We start from the raw sequence: 22,053 nt of genomic DNA, 5'->3' as shown, positions 1-22,053 counted from the left end.
GTTAATAGATTTTGGTTTTTGGAAAATAGTTATTTAGTACATTTTGGTAATGAACATCCGTAAGCTCTTAGAGCTAAAGCATTAAAAGAAGGATTATCTTTTCTGCTAAGGAGAGAATCGATCGCCATTTGAGCATAATTACTTGAAGCATCCGTACAATATCTTGTTTTATTGTAATTGCCTCGATAGTACAAATTATGCGACTGATCTAGTAAAACTGCCTGAGGTGTTGAAATAACACCACAATTTTTAGCTATTGATTCATCAAAATAAACAGGAATTTTAGCGTCAAACTTTTGCTGAATTTCATCAATAGTAAAATTTTTCTGTTTGTTTAACACTACAATTTTAAAATTTATCTGATCTCCATACTTTTTTATCAAACTGCTAACATGTGGCACATTAAACCGCGAACAAGGACATTCGGGATTAAAAAAATGTATAAAAATAGGTTTATTATCAAATGCGCAACATGGGCCAAGTTCTACTTGAGATCCCATCGCAATAGCGTGATAATTTTTTGGAATAGGTGTTGGAAGACTGTATTTAAACTCGTTCTGCCAAAACAGATAACCAATTGAAAGAAGTAAAAATGTAAACCATAAACCTAGAAGTAATTTTTTCTTCATAAATTATTTTTTTTTATTATTCAACAACAAAAGAATAAACACTTGTTAACATAATTATTCATTATATATAACCAAACCCAAAAAAAACAACTTCTACATAGGGATTTTAACATAAATAACAAACACAACCGTTAGCTTTTATGCAAAATCTTTTCATTTTGTTTAACATATCAATGATACGAATAAAATCGATAAAGCGCAAAAAAAATCAGACAAATTGCTTAAAATTTTCTCTCTTCATAGAGAGAGTCTGCATTTGCGCAATATCGAAAACGGACTTCCTATTCAAGTTTTTTTATTTTCTATAGAAAAAATTAATATTCAATTAAACCTTTTCTCCAGCATGTAGTCTAAATGCCAACCTTTGTACATACAAATGTTAAATAAAAGCTAACAGCTTTCGATTTCATAGCAAAAAGTTAAATTTGTAAGCTTGCTAAAAACACAAAACCTAAAATCTATATTCACCTCAATTTTATGAAAGTAAAACATCTCATTTACACCCTTTTAATTATTACAATTGGAGGCTTCATTACCTATAGAATTATTTCTAACAAGGGTAAAAACGACGACTCTAAAAAATTTAACGATAAGAAATCTCCAACAACTGTTAACGGACTTGTAATAAAAACAGCAACTTTTGACAATAATTTAGCATTATCTGGATCTATTGAAGCAAATGAACAAGTCGAAATTCATAGTGAGGTTTCTGGAATTGTGGAAGGCATATTCTTTAACGAAGGTACAAACGTAACAAAAGGGCAAGTACTTTTAAAAGTAAATGATATTGAACTAAAAGCACAGTTAAGACAAGCTGTAACTAGAGAAGATTTAGCTGCCGAAAATGCAAGAAGAGCAAAATTACTGCTACAAAAAGAAGCCATTAGCCAGGAAGAAGCAGATGTGGCAAAAGCCGACCTTGCTTCTGCTCAAGCGCAAAGCCAATTAATTAGAGCTCAAATTTCTAAAACATCAGTAAGAGCGCCGTTTTCTGGAAAAATTGGTTTACGCAACATTTCTCCAGGAACTTACATCACTCCTACTGTTTTGGTAGCAAAACTGGTAAACACCAGCAAATTAAAAATTACTTTTTCGATTCCAGAAAAATACGCATCAGAAGTAAAATCGGGATCGGTAATCGATTTTAAGGTTTCTGGATCAGACAAAACTTATAATGCAAAAATCTATGCTATAGAACCAGAAGTTGCCGTTGCAACACGTACACTTCAGATTCGTGCACTTGCTGATAATAATGATGGAAAACTTTTTCCTGGAACTTTTGCAGACGTCAAACTACCTTTAAATATTATTAAAGATGCGATAGTTGTTCCTTCTCAGGCAATTATTCCAATTCAAGACGGTAAAAAAGTTTTTATCGCTAATAACGGACAGGCAAAAGAAGTGATGGTTGATGCAACAACAAGAACAGATTCTTCTATTCTAATTTTATCAGGATTAAAACCAGGAGACACTTTAATTACAAGTGGTGTTATGTCTTTAAAAGATGAAGCTCCGATTAAAGTTAAAGTAAAATAATTCAAAGTTATGAGTTTTGGGTTATGAATTATGAGTTTTAAAAACTCTTAGTTCTAAAATCTGAAGTCTAAAATCTAAAATTACAAATGAGTTTATCAACTACAAGTATTAGAAGACCTGTTTTAACAATAGTACTGAATCTATTAATTATCTTATTCGGTTTTATTGGTTATACTTTTCTAGGCGTTAGAGAATTTCCCTCTATTGACCCTGCTCAGGTATCCATTCGTACTAATTATACAGGTGCCAATGCCGATATTATTGAATCGCAAATTACAGAACCTCTTGAAAAAGCAGTAAATGCAATTGACGGAATTAGAAATATTACTTCATCTAGTAACCAAGGAAGCAGTAATATCACTATAGAATTTAATCTTGACAAAGACTTAGAAGAAGCAGCAAATGACGTTCGTGACAAAGTTTCGCAAGCCATTAGAAGCTTACCGCAAGATATTGACGCTGCTCCAGTTGTATCTAAAGCCGATGCAGATAGTGAGGCGATTATTTCGATGACTGTTCAAAGTGACACTAGAAGTTCATTAGAATTGAGTGATTACGCAGAGAACGTTATTTCGCAAAGATTAGAAACAATTCCTGGCGTAAGTGCTGTTCAGATCTGGGGACAAAAACGTTACGCAATGCGTTTATGGATTGATCCAGCAAAACTTTCTGCTTATGGATGTACAGTTTCAGATGTTCGTACGGCATTAAACTCACAAAATGTCGAATTGCCTTCTGGAAAACTTACAGGAGACAATACTGAATTAACAGTAAAAACAGTTGGAAATCTTTCTAAACCAGAAGAATTCAACAATATTATTATTCGTACAGATGGTGATAAAATTGTTCGTTTAAGTGATATCGGAGGAGCAGAATTAGGACCAGAAAACTTAGAAACAAAATTAAGTCAATCTGGACTTCCGTTAATTGGTCTTGCTATCGTTCCGATGCCTGGAGCAAATTATTTAGATATTTCAGCTGAGTTTTATAAAAAATATGAAGCTTTAAAGAAAGACCTTCCAAAAGACATTAAACTTAATATTGCACTTGATAATACCATTTTCGTAAAGAAATCAGTACTTGAAGTGGCTGAAACTTTAGGAATTTCAATCATTCTGGTTATCATTATTATTTATCTGTTTTTTAGAGACTGGGCTATTGCTTTCAGACCTTTAATTGATATTCCGGTTTCTTTGATTGCTACTTTCTTTATTATGTGGCTTTTTGGATTCTCTATCAACGTTTTAACCTTATTAGCTATCGTACTGGCAACAGGTCTTGTAGTTGATGATGGAATTGTGGTAACAGAAAATATCTTCAAAAAAGTTGAAGAAGGCATGACGCCTATTGAAGCTGCAATTAAGGGTTCTAATGAGATCTTTTATGCCGTAATTTCGATTTCAGTAACATTGGCTGCAGTATTCTTGCCTGTAATTTTCTTAGAAGGTTTCGTTGGACGACTCTTTAGGGAATTTGGGGTAGTAATTGGAGCTGCAGTATTAATTTCTGCCTTTGTATCATTGACATTAACTCCTATGTTAAATGCTTATTTAATGAAAGGCGGCGAGCAGAAAAAATCGAAGTTTTACATTAAAACTGAGCCTTTCTTTGAAAAAATGAATAGCAGTTATGCCGAAGCGCTGACAAATTTTATGGATAGAAAATGGATCAGTTTCCCTATCCTTATTGCTTGTTTTGGATTAATTTATTTATTCTTCACTATTCTTCCAAAAGAAACCGCTCCTTATGATGACCGAAGCGCTGTAACCATGCGTATGACGACTCCTGAAGGTTCTTCCTATGAATATACCGATAAATTTATGCAGGAGATTTCAAGACTAATAGATGACTCTATTCCAGAGAAAAAAGTTAGTTTGGTTATTACTTCGCCAGGATTCAGTTCAAACTCTGTAAACAGCGGATTGGTGCGACTTACTCTAAAAGATGTTGACGAAAGAAAAAAATCTCAGAAAGAGATTGCTGACGAATTAACTAAATGGACAAAACAATATCCAAATGCTAAAACTTCTGTAACACAGCAGCCAACAATTGCCGTAAACAGACGTGGCGGTCTGCCAATTCAATATATTATTCAGGCACCTAATTTTGATAAACTGAGAGAAAAAATTCCTCTTTTTATGAATGAAGTTGGAAAAAGTGATGTGTTTTCTACAACAGACGTAAACCTGAAATTTAATAAACCTGAAATTAATGTTAGTATTGACCGTGCAAAGGCAGAAAGTTTAGGAATTTCTATTCTTGATATTGCACAGACTTTACAGCTTTCTTTAAGTGGTCAGCGTTTTGGCTATTTCATTAAAAACGGAAAACAATATCAGGTAATTGGACAGTTTGACCAAAAAGACAGATCGAAACCTTTGGATTTGACTTCTATGTTTGTAAAAAACAAAAATGGAGAATTGATTCAGATGGATAACGTTGTAAGCGTTTACGAACAAAGTAATCCACCGCAATTGTATCACAATAACAGATATATGTCTGCGACCGTATCTGCTGGTTTAGCACCTGGAAAAAGCTTAGGAGAAGGTATCGAAGAAATGGACCGAATTAAGGCTAAAGTTTTAGATGAAAGTTTCACTACAGATTTAGCTGGAGAATCAAGAGATTTCGTAGAAAGTAGTTCTAATACTTCTTTTGCTTTCGGATTGGCTTTACTATTGATCTTCTTAATTCTAGCAGCGCAATTTGAAAGTTTCATTGATCCGTTTATCATCATTCTAACGGTTCCGATGGCTGTTGCGGGAGCATTATTCTCATTGTGGCTATTCAACCAAACTTGGAATATTTTCAGCCAGATTGGTACCGTAATGCTGATTGGTCTGGTAACCAAAAACGGTATTTTGATTGTAGAATTTGCCAATCAGTTGCGAGAACAGGGCAAACCTAAACTAGAAGCTATTTTAGAAGCTTCAGAAGCGCGTTTACGCCCAATTTTAATGACGAGTTTAGCCATTGCTTTAGGAGCGCTTCCAATTGCAATGTCACTTGGTGCTGCATCAACAAGTAGAATTGGTATGGGAGTTGTAATTGTAGGAGGAACTATATTTTCATTAGCATTAACGCTTTTTGTAATTCCTGCAATATATTTTATGTGGTCAAGAGCAAGAAAACATTATCCAGAATTTGATCATATCGAAGAATACGAGAGAGAAAGCATTAAATAGAAACCAGAACATAATGTTTGGTTAAAGAAAACGAATATGAATATCAAAAAAATATACTGTACAGTACTTATCCTGCTTTTTTGTGCAATTCAGACAAAAGCACAGGAAGTCCTTACTATTGAACAAGCTATGAGCATAGCTTTGGAGAATAATTTTGAGATTAAAATTGCTAAAAACAATTCCAAAATAAACGAAACAAATGTTACTATTGGAAATGCAGGAATGCTGCCTACAGCAACGGCAAATATTACTGACAACAACAGCATCACAAATTCTACACAAGTAAGACAAGACGGAACATCTACTTCCTTAGATAATGCCAAAAATAACAGTTTAACTTATGGCGTAAGTTTAGGTTGGACTGTTTTTGACGGAATGAAAATGTTTGCTAAACTGGATCAGTTAAAGGAGCTTCAAAAATTAGGCGATGCAGAACTTAAAAGAACTATTTTACTTAAAATTGCTCAAGTAAATTCTGCTTATTACGATTTAGTTTTACAACAGCAGCAGTTGGCTGCATTAGATACAACAATCGTAATTTCGAATCAGCGTTTAACTTTGGCTAAAAACCGTTTCAGTATTGGAAAAGCTTCAAAATTGGAGGTTTTAAACGCACAGGTCGATTTAAACTCAGATCAAGTGGCTTTGTTAAGACAAAAGGAATCTTATGCTAATGGCAAAATTTTATTGAACCAATATTTAGCGCGTGATCCAAAAATTGATTTCAAGGTTACAGACGAAGTAAAAGTGGACAATAAATTGGTGTTGGCTGATTTAATGGATTTAGCCCAAAAACAAAATCCAGGTCTAGAGACGCAAATTATCAATAAACGCATAGCCGAATTACAATTGAAACAGGTAAAAGCAGACCGCTACCCTACTTTAAGACTTACTTCGGGATATAATTTCTCTGAAAGCCAATCTAGTTTAGGTTTTACCAGTGAGACTTCTTCAAGAGGTTTAAATTATGGTTTTAATGCTTCTATGAACATATTTGATGGTTTCAATCAGCATCGAAATGAAAAAGTAGCCAAACTGCAGATTGAAAATTCGCAGATTGCCATAGAACAGCAAAACACGATTCTAAATACACAATTAAGCACCGCTTTTCAAACGTATTTAACCAATCTAGAGCTAATTGATTTAGAAGAAAACAATGAGGCTATCGCTAGACAGAATTTAGAAATCACACTAGACAAATTTAAAATTGGAACCATCACAACACTTGATTTTAGAACTGCTCAGCTAAATTATGTTAATGCAAAAGTACGTTACAGCAACGCACAGTACGAAGCAAAACTATCTGAAATCGCTCTAAAAGAATTAGCAGGAAATATTAATTTTTAATTCACTTACCTGTAAATAATTTCAACACATAGAAACATAGTCTTAGAACTTTAAAAAAAGGCGTTTCACTTACTTTAAAAAACATAGCTATATGTATTTATGTAAGTGAAACGCCTTTAATCGTTAGTCGAATTATGTTTCCATTTGTTGAAATATTTTTTTCCATTTTACGTTCAAAAGGTGATTTTTACTTTAAATTTGTTTCAAAACACGCTTCAATGATCACATACAATACCAAAGACTGGTTTACGTTTATTTTTCATTTTCATAAATCGGATACTGTTCGAAAACTGTTTACGATTATGATTGCAATTGGAATCTACGCAACCATAGTATGTTATCTCGAACTTCAATATTTTAAAGTAACCAAAAACGATTACATCCACAACATTCCAATGATGCACGGAATGCTTGGATTCGTTATTTCGCTTTTGCTTGTTTTTAGAACCAATACAGCTTATGACAGATGGTGGGAAGGACGCAAACTTTGGGGCGGACTAGTAAATAATAGCCGTAATCTAGCCATAAAACTTTCTGCGATTTTAAAAGATGAAAATGACAGAAAGTTTTTTAGAAAATTCATTCCCATGTATGCTGATATTCTGAATCAACACTTAAAAGATGAAGATACCAGCAAACAGCTTTTTGAAGATGTTGATTTGGAAATTGACCATCATAAACACAAACCAAATCAGTTAAAAAGAATCATGTATCATAAAATCAATGATTTGTATGATGCAGGAAAAATAACGGGAGAGCAGCTCATTACTTTAAATGATGAATTAGTTGCTTTTACAGATATCTGTGGCGCTTGCGAACGTATCAAAAATACGCCTATTCCCTACTCTTACAGCGCTTTTATAAAGAAATTCATCTTCTTTTACACCATGACGCTTCCGTTTGGATATTCTGTAAGTTTAGGTTATCTGGTAGCTCCTGTAGTGGTTTTCATATTTTATGTGTTGGCTAGCTTAGAGCTAATTGCCGAAGAAATTGAAGATCCGTTTGGAAATGACGAGAATGATCTTCCAACAAGAAAAATATCCGAAAACATCAAAAAACATGTGGAAGAACTGATTTAACAAAACGTTAAATCTGCCGTTTATATTTTTATTTTCATTAAATTTAGAGTCTTCACCAAAAAATAAATTTAATGAACAATCAACGATTTTTAGTCAATCCGCTTCAATTATCGCAAGAGAAATCATTAAAAACTCTTGTAGAAAACAGAACTATTTACAATCTTAATAATTGCGAATTAAATCTATTTGAAACTTACGAATCGACACATAAAGTTCCTTTGAAATTTAATGATTTGGTGGTCACCAGCATGCTGAGAGGCAAGAAAATAATGCATCTTTTTGATGATCCTGAATTTGTTTATCTTCCTGGCGAAACAGTTATTGTGCCATCAAATGTAGAAATGAAAATTGATTTTCCTGAAGCTTCAAAAAACAATCCTACACAATGTTTAGCATTGGCTATTGATCAGGATAAAATTGCAGAGATTCTAAACTTCCTAAACGAACAATATCCGAAGGAAGGAACCAATATGTACTGGCAGCTAAATTACCAGAACTATTTCTTTTACAATAATGTAGAAATGGCTGCAACAATCAATAAACTCATAAAGGAATGCATGAGCACATCGATTACTAAAGATATTTTTGCCGATTTGACTTTAAAAGAATTATTAATCAGAATTATTCAGACCCAAACAGTTAAATCTATTGACGAAGGAAAATTTTTAGATGCCAATAATCCAATAAAAGAAGTCACAGAATACATCAAAAAAAATCTGAAAGAAGATATCAGCTTAAAATCATTGAGTGAAAAAGCGTGTATGAGCACCACTTCTTTCTATCGTTTCTTTAAGCGTGAACTCGGAATGAGTCCGATTGAATATATTTTGAATGAGAAAATAAAATGCGCCAAAAATCTTTTGAAAAATCCAACATTGCAGATCAATGAAGTTTGTTATTTGGCTGGCTTTGAAGATGCCAATTACTTTATCAGATTATTTAAAAAACACGAGGGAATTACACCGAAACAGTATCAGTTACTTTATATCAATTAAGATACTAAGGTTCTAAGATGCTAAGATTCTAAGTTTTTCAACTTGAAACCTGAAACCTGAAACAAAAAACTCATTCAATCCTTGTAACCGGCTCTAGATTCAACTCCTCTTCTGGCGTGAAAATGCGGTATTCTATTTGAAAAGTCTTTTTTAGCGGAGTTTCTAATGAAAAACCTCCTACACCAAATGCATCAATTACTGTTAGCGTAAAATGAGCATGTTTCCAATATTCAAATAAATCTTTGTCGACCCAAAATTCGGTATGTTCAACAGTTCCTATGCAAACATCTCCAGTTCGCTGATAATAACCGCCTTTTTCAAAACATTGGGGTTGAGTGCCCTCACAGCATCCGCCAGCTTGATAAAACATTAGGTCGCCGTGTTTTTCCTTTAAAACTTTTATCAGTTCAATTGCTTTTTCAGTTGCATCAATTCGTTTAATCATCGCTTTCAAAATTAAAAAAAGCAGCAAATTCAATTAAGAATTTACTGCTTCAACATAAACCACCTATTTATGATTGTGCTATATCCAGCACTATTCTACCTTCTATTTCACCTTTTTTCATTTTGTCAAAAACATTGTTAATGTCTTCCAGTTTTGTAGGCGTTACAGTAGCTTTGACTTTTCCATCAACGGCAAATTCAATTGCTTCTTTCATATCTTTTCGAGTTCCGACAATAGAACCCCTAATGGTGATTCTATTTAAAACAGTATCGAAAATAGACAAATCAAAATTGCCTGGAGGAAGTCCGTTTAATGCCATTGTACCTTTTCTTCTCAATGTTTCAAGACCTTGCTTGAAAGCAATTGGAGAAACTGCGGTAACCAACGCCCCATGCATTCCACCGACTTCTTTCTTTAAGAATTCTCCAGGATTTTGATTTTTTGCATTCACCACCAAATCGGCGCCTAATTTTTTTGCCAGTTCCAATTTATCATCTCCAATATCAATTGCGGCCACATTCATTCCCATAGCTTTTGCATATTGTACAGCAACATGCCCTAAACCTCCAATTCCAGAAATTGCTACCCATTCGCCAGGTTTCACCTCAGTTTCTTTTAACCCTTTGTAAACTGTAACGCCAGCACATAAAATCGGAGCCATTTCGATAAAATTCACGTTAGAAGGTAAAATTCCAACATATCTGGCATCTGCAATTACATATTCTGCAAATCCGCCATCTACGCTGTAACCTCCATTCTGCTGGCTTTCGCATAAGGTTTCCCAACCCGTAATGCAATGATCACAACCACCACATGCACTATACAGCCAAGGCACACCAACAGCGTCTCCCTCTTTTACATTTTTTACTTCTGGTCCTACTGCAACAACATATCCGACAGCTTCATGTCCTGGAATTAATGGCATTTTAGGTTTAACCGGCCAATCGCCTTCTACAGCATGTAAATCGGTGTGACACACTCCGCTTGCAATTACTTTTACAAGAATTTCATTTCTACCTGGGCGTTTTACTTCGACTTCTTCAATTTTCAGAAGAGAACCAAATTCTCTAACGACCGCAGCTTTCATTGTTTTTGGAAGCATAATTCTATGATTTTAAGAGAATAGAAAACTTATGGCTTTCTATTCTCAAGTTTATATTCTCTTTAGAAGAATCCCAATTTCTTTTTATCGTAAGAAATCAGCATGTTTTTGGTTTGGCGATACTGACTCAGCATCATTTTATGGTTTTCACGACCAATTCCAGATTGTTTGTAGCCTCCAAACGGAGCGCCAGCAGGATAAGAATGATATTGATTAATCCAAACACGACCTGACTGAATTGCTCTAGGAACCTGATAAATTTCATGAGCATCGCGTGTCCAAACTCCAGCGCCTAAACCATACATGGTATCATTGGCAATTTCGATCGCTTCTTCGGTAGTTTTGAAAGTGGTAACCGCTAAAACAGGCCCGAAAATCTCTTCTTGGAAAATTCTCATTTTGTTGTGACCTTTAAACAGTGTTGGTTTAATATAATAACCACCTTCTAAATCTCCGCCCAATTTATTTTCATCACCTCCAGTCAGCAATTCTGCACCTTCTTCTTTTCCTAGTTTGATATAGGACATGATTTTTTCTTTCTGAACAATCGAAGTCTGAGCGCCAATCATAGTTGATTTATCTAACGGATTTCCAACAATAATGGCCTCGGTTCTTTCAATTACTTTTTTGATAAACTTGTCGTAAATATCTTCGTGAATTAATAATCTAGAAGGACAAGTACATATTTCGCCTTGATTTAAAGCGAATAATACCGCACCTTCTACAGCTTTGTCAAAGAAATCATCGTCATGATCTGCTACTGAAGGGAAGAAAATATTTGGAGATTTTCCGCCCAATTCTAATGTTACCGGAATAATATTTTCTGTGGCATATTGCATCACCAAACGCCCTGTCGTAGTAGAACCTGTAAATGCAGCTTTAGACACTTTTTTATTGGTTACTAACGGACGTCCTAATTCGGCTCCAAATCCGTTTACAATATTTAAAACACCTGGAGGAAGAATATCGCCAATTAATTCCATTAAAACCATTATAGAAATTGGCGTGCTTTCTGCTGGTTTCAAGACAATTGTATTTCCAGCCGCAAGAGCTGGAGCAATTTTCCAGACTGCCATTAAAATTGGGAAATTCCACGGAATAATCTGAGCCACAACACCAAGAGGTTCGCTCAAAGCGATTGAAACCGTCTGTGAATCTAGTTCAGAAATCGCACTTTCTTCTGCGCGAATTACACCGGCAAAGTATCTAAAGTGATCAATAGCTAACGGAATATCTGCCGCAAGTGTTTCGCGGATTGGTTTTCCGTTGTCTACCGTTTCAACTGCTGCAATATATTCTAAATTGTCTTCAATTTTTTGTGCAATCTTATTTAGTAAAATGCTTCTTTCAGTTACAGAAGTTTTTCCCCACGTTTTAAATGCTTCATAAGCAGTATCAACAGCCAATTCTAAGTCTTCTTTACCAGAATGCGCTGCTTTTGTAAATACTTTTCCATCAATAGGAGAAACTACATCAAAGTATTCTCCTGTAATTGGCGCTACAAATTTTCCACCTATATAGTTATCGTATTTTGCCTTAAATTCAGGTCTTTTTACTGCGGTACTCATAATATTCTTTTTTGATTTACTCCAAATTTAGTTTCATAAAAAGAAAAAGAATAGCATTATTCATTCATCTTGTAGCACAAAAATTACACATTCAGTTTTTTTAATCTTTTATACTAATCATTTATCAAAATTTTAATCTAAAATTTGCTAAATAATTAGTAGGCAGCATTTTTCGGTCAATTAAAAACAACTAGAAAAAACTACTCAATTTTTTCCTACTCCAACGCGCAATCCTTATATTTGTAACCTCATACAAAGAATTAAAGAACTACAATGAAAATATCTTACAACTGGTTAAAACAATTTATTAAAACAGATTGGACATCTGAGCAGACTTCTGAATTACTAACAGATTTAGGTTTAGAAGTTGAAGTTGTTGAAAAATACGAATCTATTAAAGGAGGTTTGGCAGGCGTTGTTGTTGGACACGTTTTGACATGCGAAAAACATCCTGATGCTGATAGATTGAAAGTTACTACAGTTAATATTGGTTTAGAAGCTCCCGTACAAATTGTGTGTGGCGCTGCAAACGTGGCTGCAGGACAAAAAGTGCCAGTTGCTACTATTGGAACCGTTTTATACGATAAAGAGGGTGCAGAATTTACCATTAAAAAAGGAAAAATTCGCGGACAGGAAAGTCACGGAATGATCTGTGCTGAAGATGAATTAGGTTTAGGAACTAGCCACGACGGAATTATGGTTTTGGCAGAAGATTTGGTTCCTGGAACTCCTGCTTCTGAAGTTTTCCAAATTGCAAATGATGAGGTTTTCGAAATCGGATTGACGCCAAACCGTGCCGATGCCATGAGCCATTTTGGAACTGCACGTGATTTAAGAGCAGGAATGCTACAACGTGGTGTAAACGTAGAATTGATTACGCCTTCTGTAAGCAATTTCAGAGTGGACATGCGTACGCTGAAAATTGACGTAAATGTTGAAGACAATCATTTAGCTCCGAGATACTGTGGTGTAACTATTTCTGGAATTTCTGTACATGAATCTCCAAGCTGGCTACAAGACCGTTTAAAAGCAATCGGATTAACTCCAAAAAATAATATTGTTGACGTTACGAATTATGTTCTTCATGAATTAGGACAGCCTTTACATGCTTTTGATGCTGCAAAAATCAACGGTAAAATAATTGTAAAGACAGTTGCTGAAGGAACTAAATTTGTTACTCTTGACGATGTTGAAAGAACGCTTCATAAAGAAGACTTAATGATTTGTGACGAAAAAGGTCCATTATGTATTGCTGGAGTTTTCGGAGGTAAAAAATCTGGAGTTACTGAAGGCACAACATCTATTTTCTTAGAAAGTGCTTATTTTGACCCTGTAAGCATTCGTAAAACGGCAAAAAGACATCAATTAAGTACTGACGCTTCTTTTAGATTTGAAAGAGGAATTGACCCAACGATTACAGAATATGCTTTGAAACGTGCAGCACTTCTAATTCAAGAAGTTGCCGGTGGAAAAATCACTTCTGATGTTGTTGAAGTTTATCCTAAAAAAGTGGAAGATTTCTCTGTTTTATTGAATTTCAGCCATGTTTCTAAAATCATCGGACAGGAAATTTCGAAAGATACCATCAAAAAGATTCTTGTTTCTTTAGACATTAAAGTAAACAGTGTTTCTGATACTGGTTTAGGTTTAACAATTCCTGCATACCGTGTAGATGTTCAGCGTGAAATTGACGTAATAGAAGAAATCCTGAGAGTTTACGGATACAACAATATTAACTTCTCTAAGAAATTTAATGCTACTGTAGCCAATTCGCCAAGAACAGAAGATTACAAAGTGCAAAACGTAATTGCTTCTCAATTGAATTCTCAAGGCTTTCACGAAATGATGGCTAATTCATTGACAACTGCGGCTTACGCGAAATTATCTGCTTCATTAAAAGAAGAACACAATGTATCGATGTTGAATCCGTTGAGTAGTGACTTAGCGACACTTCGCCAGTCTTTGTTGTTTTCTGGTTTAGAAGCGGTTTCATACAACATTAATAGAAAAAATTCGGATTTAAAATTATTTGAGTTCGGAAAAACATACCATAAGTATCTAAACGGATACGAAGAGCACAAACACCTTTCTTTATTAGTTTCCGGAAACAGAAACAAGGAAAGCTGGACAAGTCCGCAAAAAACAACAGATTTCTTCTTGTTGAAGGGATATGTAAAGGCGATTTTATCTCGTTTAGGAATTGAAAAAATTTCAAACGCACCTGTTCAATCAGATATTTATTCTGAAGGAACTGCAATTACTTACAATAATGATATTTTGGTTGAAATGGGCGTTATTAAAAAGCCTATTTTAAAGCATTTCGGTATTAAACAAGATGTTTATTACGCTGATTTTAACTGGGATTTGGTTCTAAAAATCATTACAGGAAAAATCAAATACACTGAAATCCCTAAATATCCAGAAGTTCGTAGAGATTTAGCTTTATTAATTGATCAAAGCACAACTTATGAAAGCATCTTCAATTTGGCTAAACAAACGGAAAAAACGCTTTTAAAAGATGTTAATTTATTTGACGTTTATCAAGGAGACAAATTGCCAGAAGGAAAAAAATCGTATGCTTTGAGTTTTACTATTCAAGACAATACGAAAACTTTAACTGACGCTCAAATCGACAAAATCATGTCTAAATTACAGCAGACATTTGAAACGGAACTTGGAGCAAGTTTAAGATAGATTATTTCAAATTCTAAAATATAAAACCCGACAGGTCTAAGATTTGTCGGGTTTATTTTTTGTTTCAAGTTTCAGGTTTCAGGTTTCAGGTTTCAGGTTGATATACTTTGAGTGTAGTTTTACCGCAAAGAGCGCTAAGATTTACGCAAAGATTCGCAAAGGTTTAATCTTAATAATTATCAATTTTTAATTTTTAATTCTTAAGCATATTTCTGATACGCTCTCATCAGCTTTTCATCGTATTTATTGGTTTTATAAGCTGGTCCGTTGTATTTTAGGGCAAACGAAGCCCAATTTTTATTTCGTAGCAATCCGATCAAATTATTCTTCTCAAGAAATCGTCCAAAAGCTTTGAGATGTTCCCCTTCATTCTGATTCATTTTATCTACAAACTCATCAATACTGCTATACCCTATAGAAACTGCATTAAAGCCCATAATTTGAAAAAGTCCCCAAGAAGCTGAACAATTTGCCGCATCAGCTATTTTTTTGTCTGAGCCAAGCTTCTTTGCCTTTTCTAAGCGTACGTATTCGGCTGTTCCACCAACATAATACTTCTTAGTATAATTTTCAAACAAAATATCCTGTGTATTTGCATTAACAAAAGTCTTCGGATCGATATTTCTTTTCTTCAATTCATTCCAAAAAATATGTCCTTCAAATAAAATTTTCGGACGTCCATCAATTAAAAAACCTTTTCCGTTGCTTTCAACTTCGTTAACCGCTTTTACAACTGCGAGTTCTAACTTAAACTGATTCGAAAAGTCGATTAAATCCTGTTCAGATAGCAATTTACTACTTGTCGACAAACCATTTTTGCTTTTTTCTAAAAGCGTCGACCAAGTTTTAAACCCCACTACTCCATCAACCACAAGACTGTTTTTCAACTGAAAATCCTTGATTGCTTTATCTGTTTCTTTTCCGAAATAATCGGAAACAATTACACTGTATTTTAATTTTGCCAAAAGCTCATTTAAGTAATAAACTTCAGGAGATTTTGTACCTGCTTTTATGGTTCTCATTATTTTATGTTTTTGGTTTTACTTGATGTTTGAAGAAATCAAGGAGATCATTTTGTCAAAATAATTGACTTTGTAGAAATCAGAATATTATTGTTCGCAGTACTTTTTGCAATAAAACTGAACAATATAAGGGTCGAGAATTTAGATTTTGATTGCAAAACAATCTAACTAAACTTAGAACTGATAATGGCCGTGATATAATCTCAAAAAAATAATTATTTAAGAAACTACCTTTTGAATGTCTGTTTTTTATCTCAAAACTGGCGATGTAAAATTATATTTTTATAAAATACTACACAACAGTACTTTAACCCGATTTTTTAGATAATTTTACTAAACAAAAAAGGGTATATTTCCCCTTGTCGAAATTTTCTGTTTCAGATAATTTTGTCCTGTAAACAAACTCAAAAAACTGTTAACTAAACATTTAAACCAATTAACAATAAAAAACTATGAAAAATCCACCTGCAAAACCTAGTCAATTGATTACAAAAGAATTTGCCAAACAATTAAATGCAAATTACAACAATAAAAGAGCTTCTCTTAGAGCTGGGATAGAGGAAAAAGAAGATGCTAATGCCATTTGGTATTCTCTAGAAGAATTAGAAAACTACATTCATTATATAAAAACTAATGGCGCAAAAGACGGTTACAATGTTGATGGAATCCGTTTTTATTTTGGAGTTTATCCTGAGGATGAAAAACATGGAGAAAAAGCAGGAATGACTACTTTGTTTCTGGTTCCAACAGGAAAAAAAGCAGAAAATAATACACAAGTACAAGGTTTTGCTTTAATGCAAGAAGCTTCTTCAGACCTACAAGACATTGAACCAATGAATTATGGAAACATTGGAAGACCACCAAGCCTAATTTACTAAAAAAAATATGTTCGAATTTTTAAGATCTTATATCATTTATTTGGCTTTATTGTCAGGAACTATTGGTTTGTTTGCATTACCAAAACTTCCTAGCAATAAAGCTAAATTTTTAGTACTTTTAATCTGGTTTTCTGTTGTAATAGAAATTGTAGGCTATTATTTTACCCAATGGACGGGTTTGCTGAATTTTCACGTTTATAATTTCTACATGTTTGCCAGCCTCTCTGCCTATATTTTACTTTTAAGAGCCCTACTTACTAAAAAAGATCACAGAATTTCGGCTGTTCTTTTTTTAATTCTGTTTATTGTTTCCTTTTTCTTAAATATTTTATATTTCAAAGAAGACATCAACCGTTCTTTTACCTATAGTTTTGCAATTGGTGTATTATTAGTTTTAATATTATCCTGCCTTTACCTGATCGAGATATTCAACTCAGAAAAAATATTGAATTTTAAAAAATCGGTTTTTTTCTGGTACATTCTAGGCATACTCGTTTTTCATGTTCCTTTTACACCTTTTATGCTGGCTATCAATTGGTTTTTAATAAAACAAGACGATTCTGTATTTAGCTTGGTCGTCTTTATTTTAAATTTTCTGGCGCATAGCTGTTTTATAATCGGATTTATATGGAGCGAAAAGAAATACAACTATTAGTTATTTCCCTGGGTATTGTTTTCTTTACCCTAATCGTTATTTTGCTCGTTATTTTCTTCTATTTTTTAAAGAAAAAAAATAAGTTTTTAGTCGAAAAAATGGAAGCTGATTTGTATTTCCAATCCGAATTGGTCAAAACAAGGATTGAGATAAAGGATCAAACTTTATGCGAAATCAGCAAGGAATTACACGATAATATTGGACAGATTATTTCGGTTGCTATTATGCAGCTCAATATCTGTATTAGCAGCAAGGATGTCCAAATGAACGAACTTAAAGATTTAAAAGCTCTACTCGCAAAATCTTTAGACGAATTACGAATTCTTTCTAGAATCATAAACAAAGACAATCTACTTCAAAATAACTTTCTTGAAGCTATTCAGCAGGATTTTGAAAGGATTAAAAAGCTCAAAAAGATTAAATTCAATTTTAGCCAAATTGGAGCAGTTCCCACAATAAACAAAGAACATGAACTCATTATTTACAGAATTTTCCAAGAAGCGCTTCATAACAGTTTAAAACATTCCAGAAGCGATTTATTTGATGTTCATATCGAAACTACTGATTCTCTTTTTATGTTGAAACTAAAAGACTTCGGAATTGGATATGACCTCGAAAAGTCAAATTCAGGAATCGGATTAAACAATATGAAATTAAGAGCCAAACTTATTGGCGCCGAATTAATTCTAAACTCAGACAGCACCGGAACCAGTGTAACTATCGAATATCCTTTACCCCTAAACCATGAAGACTAACTCTAAAAGAAAAATAATAATTGTAGACGATCATTTACTTTTTTCCCAGTCTCTTGAATTGCTGATTAAAAGTTTTGGCGATTATGAAGTTATAGAACGTTTTGAAAACGGAAAAGTTTTTATAGACTTTCTTGAAGAAAATAATTCCAATGAAACCGATCTTGTTCTGTTGGATGTCAATATGCCTGTCCTTGACGGATTAAGCACTATGCAATGGCTTAAAGACAACAGACCTGACCTAAAAGTAATTGCTTTGTCTGTAAATGACGACGAAGAAATTATAATTAAGATGATTACAAACGGAGCAAAAGGCTACCTACTGAAAGATACTTCGCCCGAGATATTCAAAGAAGCAATTGAATGCGTCATCGAAAAGGGTTTTTATTTTACCGAACTCGTTTCTGGAATGCTGATTAATAAAGTTAACAGCGATAACAAAAAGATCTGTCTAAAAGAAAAAGAGATTGTTTTTATCAAACATGCCTGCACTGAAATGACGTATAAAGAAATTGCATCAGAAATGTGTTTGAGCCCTAAAACCATTGACGGCTATAGAGAATCACTTTTTGATAAACTGGAAATAAAAACCCGAATCGGACTAGTACTTTATGCCATTAAGCATAAAATTGTTTTTGTTTAATACGTTAACGCTGCAAAAACAGGATATGCCGCAATTTTTTCTCTTCCGTTAAGGAAAGTCAGTTCCATCAGGAAATTGCATTGTACAATTTCGCCACCTAGTTTCTCTACTAATTCGCAAACTGCTTTAGCTGTCCCACCAGTAGCCAATACATCGTCATGAATTAAAACACGATCTCCTTTTTTGATGGCATCTGTATGCATTTCCAAGCTATCAGTTCCGTATTCTAACTCGTAGGAAGCCGAAATTGTATCAAACGGAAGCTTTTTGGGTTTCCTTACTGGAACAAATCCAGCATTTAATTCTTGAGCAAGCAACATTCCGAAGAAAAAACCACGTGATTCTGCACCGACAACCTTATCTATTTTTTGATTTTCTAAAGAGTTTACCAAAATTCTTAAGCAATTTGTTCGCGCTTCAGGGTTAATAAGCAAAGGTGTGATATCTTTAAATAAAATTCCTTCTTTTGGAAATCCCTGAATATCACGTATATAATTTTCTATCTTCATTTTTTTTAAATTTTCTGTTATTTTTTGCTTGTATATGTCACTTTTATGTCTATCTTTGCACCCGCAATAAGCAATCAACAAAGCTACAAAAAAATAGCTAATTGATAACAAAAAGGCCTCGTGGCGCAACTGAATAGCGCATCTGATTACGGCTCAGAAGGTTACAGGTTTGAATCCTGTCGAGGTCACAAAGCCAAATGGCGCCAATTGAAGACAATTGGCGCCATTTTTTTTTTAAACATAATTGCTGATGGACCGCAAGCTGAAAATTGATTTATTTCTATAGTCCGCCGATTAAAAATAAACCAAAAAAAAAAAAAAAAATCTGATCTTTTTTTTAATTTTGAATAAACCAACTGTTAAAATGAAGAAAATAGTATTTATGCTAATGCTTGTCTTTAGCGCGGCCGCATTCTCCCAAACCTCAAAAGAGCTGCTGGGCAAATGGAAACTTGTAAAACAGACAAAAAATGGACAGGTGACCCAGCCTGAGGATACCTATCAGGTATTTATGGACAATAATGTCTTCCAAGGGATCGCAGGGGATAAAACAAGAAAAGGCAAATGGAAACTGTCCAAAGACAATCAGTTTCTCACCATCAGCATCAGCGTGGTATCGGTCAGATTCAAAATCCTCTATTTTGACGCAGACAAAAGAACCATAAGCAGCCCCGAGCTAGGCACACTGGAATATGAAAAGGCAAACTGATGCATTTATGGTGAATTGCAAGAACTGTAACCACTCGTTCACCGGCAGATTCTGCAGCAACTGCGGACAGCCGGCCGACACCCACAAGATCAACCTGCACTTTCTTTGGCATGATATACAGCACGGCCTTTTCCATTTTGACAAAGGCGTTTTCTATACTGTCAAAGAGCTCTTCACAAGACCCGGGCACAGCATCAGGGAGTTTATTGAGGGCAGAAGAGTGAACCACTTCAAGCCCGTTTCAATGGTGATCCTTCTTGCGACCCTATACGGGCTGCTTTACCATCATTACGGCATCAATCTCTTTGTGCCGAGAACAGAAGACTCGAAAGAACTGTCTGAATATATCAACCATTGGACATCCAATCATTATTCGTGGTATACACTGGCCACCATCCCCCTATTCAGTCTGGGGACCTATATAAGCTTTAAAAGCCAGAAGTACAATTATTTTGAGTATCTGGTCTTAAATACCTTTAAAGCATCCCAGAGGCTGGTGCTCCATCTCGTAACTTTCCCCCTTCTGGTGTACTGCAATGGCAAGCCATCTTTGGATACCCTAATATATGCCTACTATGCTGCGGATCTATTTTTAATCTACTGGACCAATTTCCAGTTTTTCAATAAAATGGGCTGGTGGAAAGTATTGCTGCTATCCATTTGCAGCCACCTGATCATGGTATTCACCCTGATTTTAATTTTAACATCCATTATACTTATAATTTCCTAAACATTTTAAAACCATGAAAAACTTAACTATTCTCTTTGCCGTTCTGGCCCTGTCTTTTTCCAATGCCAATGCCCAAAAAATCAAAGATGGGGAAACCGTTGACCTAAACGGCCTGTCTGTAACATTCAGCATCACCAATAAAGAGTCCGTGACTGTAGGGGGCAAAAATTTTGAGCGCTATAAGGTAAGCGCCAATCTTGTCAATAATTCTGACAAAAGCTTCAACATCCGTATGAACACTTTCCCTCAGGTCACATCCAATGCCGGCCTTGTGGAATTGGACTGCATCAACGCGACAGGCGCGAAATTGACCTCAAAGAAAATTGAGCTCAAATTAAAAGCGCACAATGTAAGCACCACATACTGGTATTATAATAAAGAGGGCAAATACGTAAGCGGCGTGCTGCCTGTAATTGCAGGCTATTATTTAGATCCGGGAGACAGCGTAAATAACACCGCGATTTTTATTGTTCCTCAGGGAGAGGCACCTGATGTGACGCTTCGCAAACTTTAAAAAAACTCTGGCTGAGGTATAGATTTTAAAACTATATCTGGCAAGGAAAAAGTTAACAATAAATTAAACGAATGCTTTAAACCGGCGGTTTAAAGCTTTTTTTTATATTTAACCGAATGTGCACATTCGCCAATTTTTGATGCGCATGAAGAATATGAAGTTTTTATTTGTATTTTTCTAATCATTAGCACCGGTCTAGCATTCCATCATGCCTCACTGAAGCTTTTCAGCGCTTTGCTACTGAATGGGATTGCTTTTGTGCCGCATAAGCCTAAATTTTATAAAGCAATTCACAAAGCCAAAGAAAGACAATTCTTGCCTTAAGCTCAACAATCTTTTCAAATCCTCCATAAAATTTGTAAATTTATATATCAGTTTAATACAATAAATCAATTGAGTTTTTATAATTTTTTGCATCAATCCCCAACAGGACATCTAAACCAAATTCATAACGCCAATGAAAGACAGACACTACATATAGAAGGCCAATTTCTTCAAATCATCCAAAAATGATGTTGTAATTTGTCCTGTCCCCGTCACTACTAAAAAAACGTTAAAACCTATGTTTTAACGTTTTTTTTATGCTTTTTACCATGTTTTAACACGTTTTAACTTACTTTAGTAGACGGTTTAGACATCCTGTTGAGGTGACTACTCAGGATTTAAACCAAACTTAACACACTGATTTATAGTTACAAAAACATTTAACTTATCTTTACATTAAGAATAATTTAACATAAGAAAACTAAATTATGAATTATAGAGATGAGCAATACAAGGGGAAAATTTCTCCGGAAAAGGCACAAAGAATGCTTAAAAAAGAAGGAATGAATGTAACAGTTGAGCTTGCCGAAGAAATATTATATTTTCTTCGGAAGGTGGCTAATATACAAATACAACATTTTTTAGAAAAAAATGATAAAAAGAAAAAGGGATGATTACAAAACTATAAATCATATCTTTTTGTATCTTAAAAAGTTAAAACAGATTTATAAAATCAGAAAAAAGCCTGAAAGCGGAAAAACCGAAGTTCCTTCGGTTTTTCCGCTTATAATCCT

Annotated in this window: 20 protein-coding genes and 1 tRNA gene; 15 read left to right on the top strand and 6 right to left on the bottom strand. The window is 34.3% G+C overall.

Annotated features, from left to right (window positions below):
* Positions 1-29: 29 nt before the first annotated feature.
* Positions 30-629 carry a DUF6436 domain-containing protein gene (locus PQ463_RS05250; protein ID WP_274256650.1) on the bottom strand — a complete coding sequence of 200 codons (600 nt, stop codon included), beginning with the start codon at positions 627-629 and terminating at the stop codon, positions 30-32.
* A 477-nt stretch (positions 630-1,106) separates the two neighbouring features.
* On the opposite strand from PQ463_RS05250, the gene PQ463_RS05245 reads away from it, so the two are divergent.
* The 5 genes from PQ463_RS05245 (at position 1,107) to PQ463_RS05225 (ending at position 8,774) form a co-directional block, all read left to right on the top strand.
* Positions 1,107-2,165: an efflux RND transporter periplasmic adaptor subunit gene (locus PQ463_RS05245; RefSeq protein ID WP_111378106.1), complete on the top strand. Its 1,059-nt coding sequence runs from the start codon at positions 1,107-1,109 to the stop codon at positions 2,163-2,165.
* Between the two features lie 86 nt (positions 2,166-2,251).
* Positions 2,252-5,350 carry an efflux RND transporter permease subunit gene (locus tag PQ463_RS05240; protein WP_274256649.1) on the top strand — a complete coding sequence of 1,033 codons (3,099 nt, stop codon included), beginning with the start codon at positions 2,252-2,254 and terminating at the stop codon, positions 5,348-5,350.
* Positions 5,351-5,386: 36 nt separating this feature from the next.
* On the top strand, positions 5,387-6,697 hold the full coding sequence (locus tag PQ463_RS05235) for a TolC family protein (RefSeq protein WP_111378108.1): 1,311 nt from the start codon (positions 5,387-5,389) through the stop codon (positions 6,695-6,697).
* Positions 6,698-6,915: 218 nt separating this feature from the next.
* Entirely contained in the window at positions 6,916-7,779 is an 864-nt protein-coding gene (locus tag PQ463_RS05230) for a bestrophin family protein (RefSeq protein WP_274256647.1), read from the top strand.
* A 71-nt stretch (positions 7,780-7,850) separates the two neighbouring features.
* Positions 7,851-8,774, top strand: a complete 924-nt coding sequence (locus PQ463_RS05225; protein ID WP_274256646.1) for an AraC family transcriptional regulator — start codon at positions 7,851-7,853, stop codon at positions 8,772-8,774.
* A 70-nt stretch (positions 8,775-8,844) separates the two neighbouring features.
* Here the strand turns inward: PQ463_RS05225 and PQ463_RS05220 are convergent, their stop codons facing one another.
* The 3 genes from PQ463_RS05220 to PQ463_RS05210 all read right to left on the bottom strand — a co-directional run bounded on the left by PQ463_RS05220 (position 8,845) and on the right by PQ463_RS05210 (position 11,889).
* Positions 8,845-9,219, bottom strand: a complete 375-nt coding sequence (locus PQ463_RS05220) for a DUF779 domain-containing protein (protein WP_274256644.1) — start codon at positions 9,217-9,219, stop codon at positions 8,845-8,847.
* A 67-nt stretch (positions 9,220-9,286) separates the two neighbouring features.
* On the bottom strand, positions 9,287-10,321 hold the full coding sequence (gene adhP, locus PQ463_RS05215; protein WP_274256643.1) for an alcohol dehydrogenase AdhP: 1,035 nt from the start codon (positions 10,319-10,321) through the stop codon (positions 9,287-9,289).
* Positions 10,322-10,383: 62 nt separating this feature from the next.
* The gene (locus PQ463_RS05210; protein ID WP_274256642.1) at positions 10,384-11,889 is read right to left on the bottom strand and encodes an aldehyde dehydrogenase family protein; all 1,506 of its coding nucleotides are present in this window, start codon (positions 11,887-11,889) and stop codon (positions 10,384-10,386) included.
* 273 nt (positions 11,890-12,162) lie between these two features.
* On the opposite strand from PQ463_RS05210, the gene pheT reads away from it, so the two are divergent.
* Positions 12,163-14,583 (top strand): phenylalanine--tRNA ligase subunit beta, encoded by a 2,421-nt coding sequence (pheT, locus tag PQ463_RS05205; protein ID WP_274256641.1) that lies wholly within the window; start codon positions 12,163-12,165, stop codon positions 14,581-14,583.
* A gap of 200 nt (positions 14,584-14,783) precedes the next feature.
* Here the strand turns inward: pheT and PQ463_RS05200 are convergent, their stop codons facing one another.
* Positions 14,784-15,605 carry an N-acetylmuramidase domain-containing protein gene (locus tag PQ463_RS05200; RefSeq protein WP_274256640.1) on the bottom strand — a complete coding sequence of 274 codons (822 nt, stop codon included), beginning with the start codon at positions 15,603-15,605 and terminating at the stop codon, positions 14,784-14,786.
* A 452-nt stretch (positions 15,606-16,057) separates the two neighbouring features.
* Here PQ463_RS05200 and PQ463_RS05195 point away from each other — a divergent pair, with 452 nt between their 5' ends.
* The 4 genes from PQ463_RS05195 (at position 16,058) to PQ463_RS05180 (ending at position 18,533) form a co-directional block, all read left to right on the top strand.
* Entirely contained in the window at positions 16,058-16,483 is a 426-nt protein-coding gene (locus PQ463_RS05195) for a hypothetical protein (protein WP_274256639.1), read from the top strand.
* Between the two features lie 7 nt (positions 16,484-16,490).
* Positions 16,491-17,138: a hypothetical protein gene (locus PQ463_RS05190; RefSeq protein WP_274256638.1), complete on the top strand. Its 648-nt coding sequence runs from the start codon at positions 16,491-16,493 to the stop codon at positions 17,136-17,138.
* A gap of 98 nt (positions 17,139-17,236) precedes the next feature.
* The gene (locus tag PQ463_RS05185) at positions 17,237-17,893 is read left to right on the top strand and encodes a sensor histidine kinase (protein WP_274256637.1); all 657 of its coding nucleotides are present in this window, start codon (positions 17,237-17,239) and stop codon (positions 17,891-17,893) included.
* Positions 17,883-18,533 carry a response regulator transcription factor gene (locus PQ463_RS05180; protein ID WP_274256636.1) on the top strand — a complete coding sequence of 217 codons (651 nt, stop codon included), beginning with the start codon at positions 17,883-17,885 and terminating at the stop codon, positions 18,531-18,533. Before PQ463_RS05185 ends, PQ463_RS05180 begins: the two co-directional genes overlap by 11 nt.
* Here PQ463_RS05180 and PQ463_RS05175 read toward each other — a convergent pair.
* A complete protein-coding gene (locus tag PQ463_RS05175) occupies positions 18,530-19,042 on the bottom strand; it encodes an adenine phosphoribosyltransferase (RefSeq protein WP_274256635.1) in 513 nt (170 codons plus the stop codon). The two genes, PQ463_RS05180 and PQ463_RS05175, sit on opposite strands and share 4 nt — an antisense overlap.
* Positions 19,043-19,156: 114 nt before the next feature.
* Between PQ463_RS05175 and PQ463_RS05170 the strand changes: the two genes are divergently transcribed.
* From PQ463_RS05170 to PQ463_RS05150, 5 genes are all read left to right on the top strand, one after another.
* A tRNA-Arg gene (locus tag PQ463_RS05170) sits at positions 19,157-19,230 on the top strand.
* A gap of 176 nt (positions 19,231-19,406) precedes the next feature.
* The gene (locus tag PQ463_RS05165) at positions 19,407-19,751 is read left to right on the top strand and encodes a hypothetical protein (protein ID WP_274256634.1); all 345 of its coding nucleotides are present in this window, start codon (positions 19,407-19,409) and stop codon (positions 19,749-19,751) included.
* Positions 19,735-20,481, top strand: a complete 747-nt coding sequence (locus PQ463_RS05160) for a DUF3667 domain-containing protein (protein WP_274256633.1) — start codon at positions 19,735-19,737, stop codon at positions 20,479-20,481. Before PQ463_RS05165 ends, PQ463_RS05160 begins: the two co-directional genes overlap by 17 nt.
* A 13-nt stretch (positions 20,482-20,494) precedes the next feature.
* Entirely contained in the window at positions 20,495-20,995 is a 501-nt protein-coding gene (locus tag PQ463_RS05155; RefSeq protein WP_274256632.1) for a hypothetical protein, read from the top strand.
* A gap of 752 nt (positions 20,996-21,747) precedes the next feature.
* On the top strand, positions 21,748-21,933 hold the full coding sequence (locus PQ463_RS05150; protein WP_111378119.1) for a hypothetical protein: 186 nt from the start codon (positions 21,748-21,750) through the stop codon (positions 21,931-21,933).
* Positions 21,934-22,053: the final 120 nt, after the last annotated feature.

The organism is Flavobacterium sp. KACC 22763 (assembly GCF_028736155.1).
In the GTDB taxonomy this organism is placed as follows: Bacteria; Bacteroidota; Bacteroidia; order Flavobacteriales; family Flavobacteriaceae; genus Flavobacterium.
Note: the sequence above shows the minus strand (reverse complement) of the source record. Positions and strands in the feature narration are given on the sequence as shown.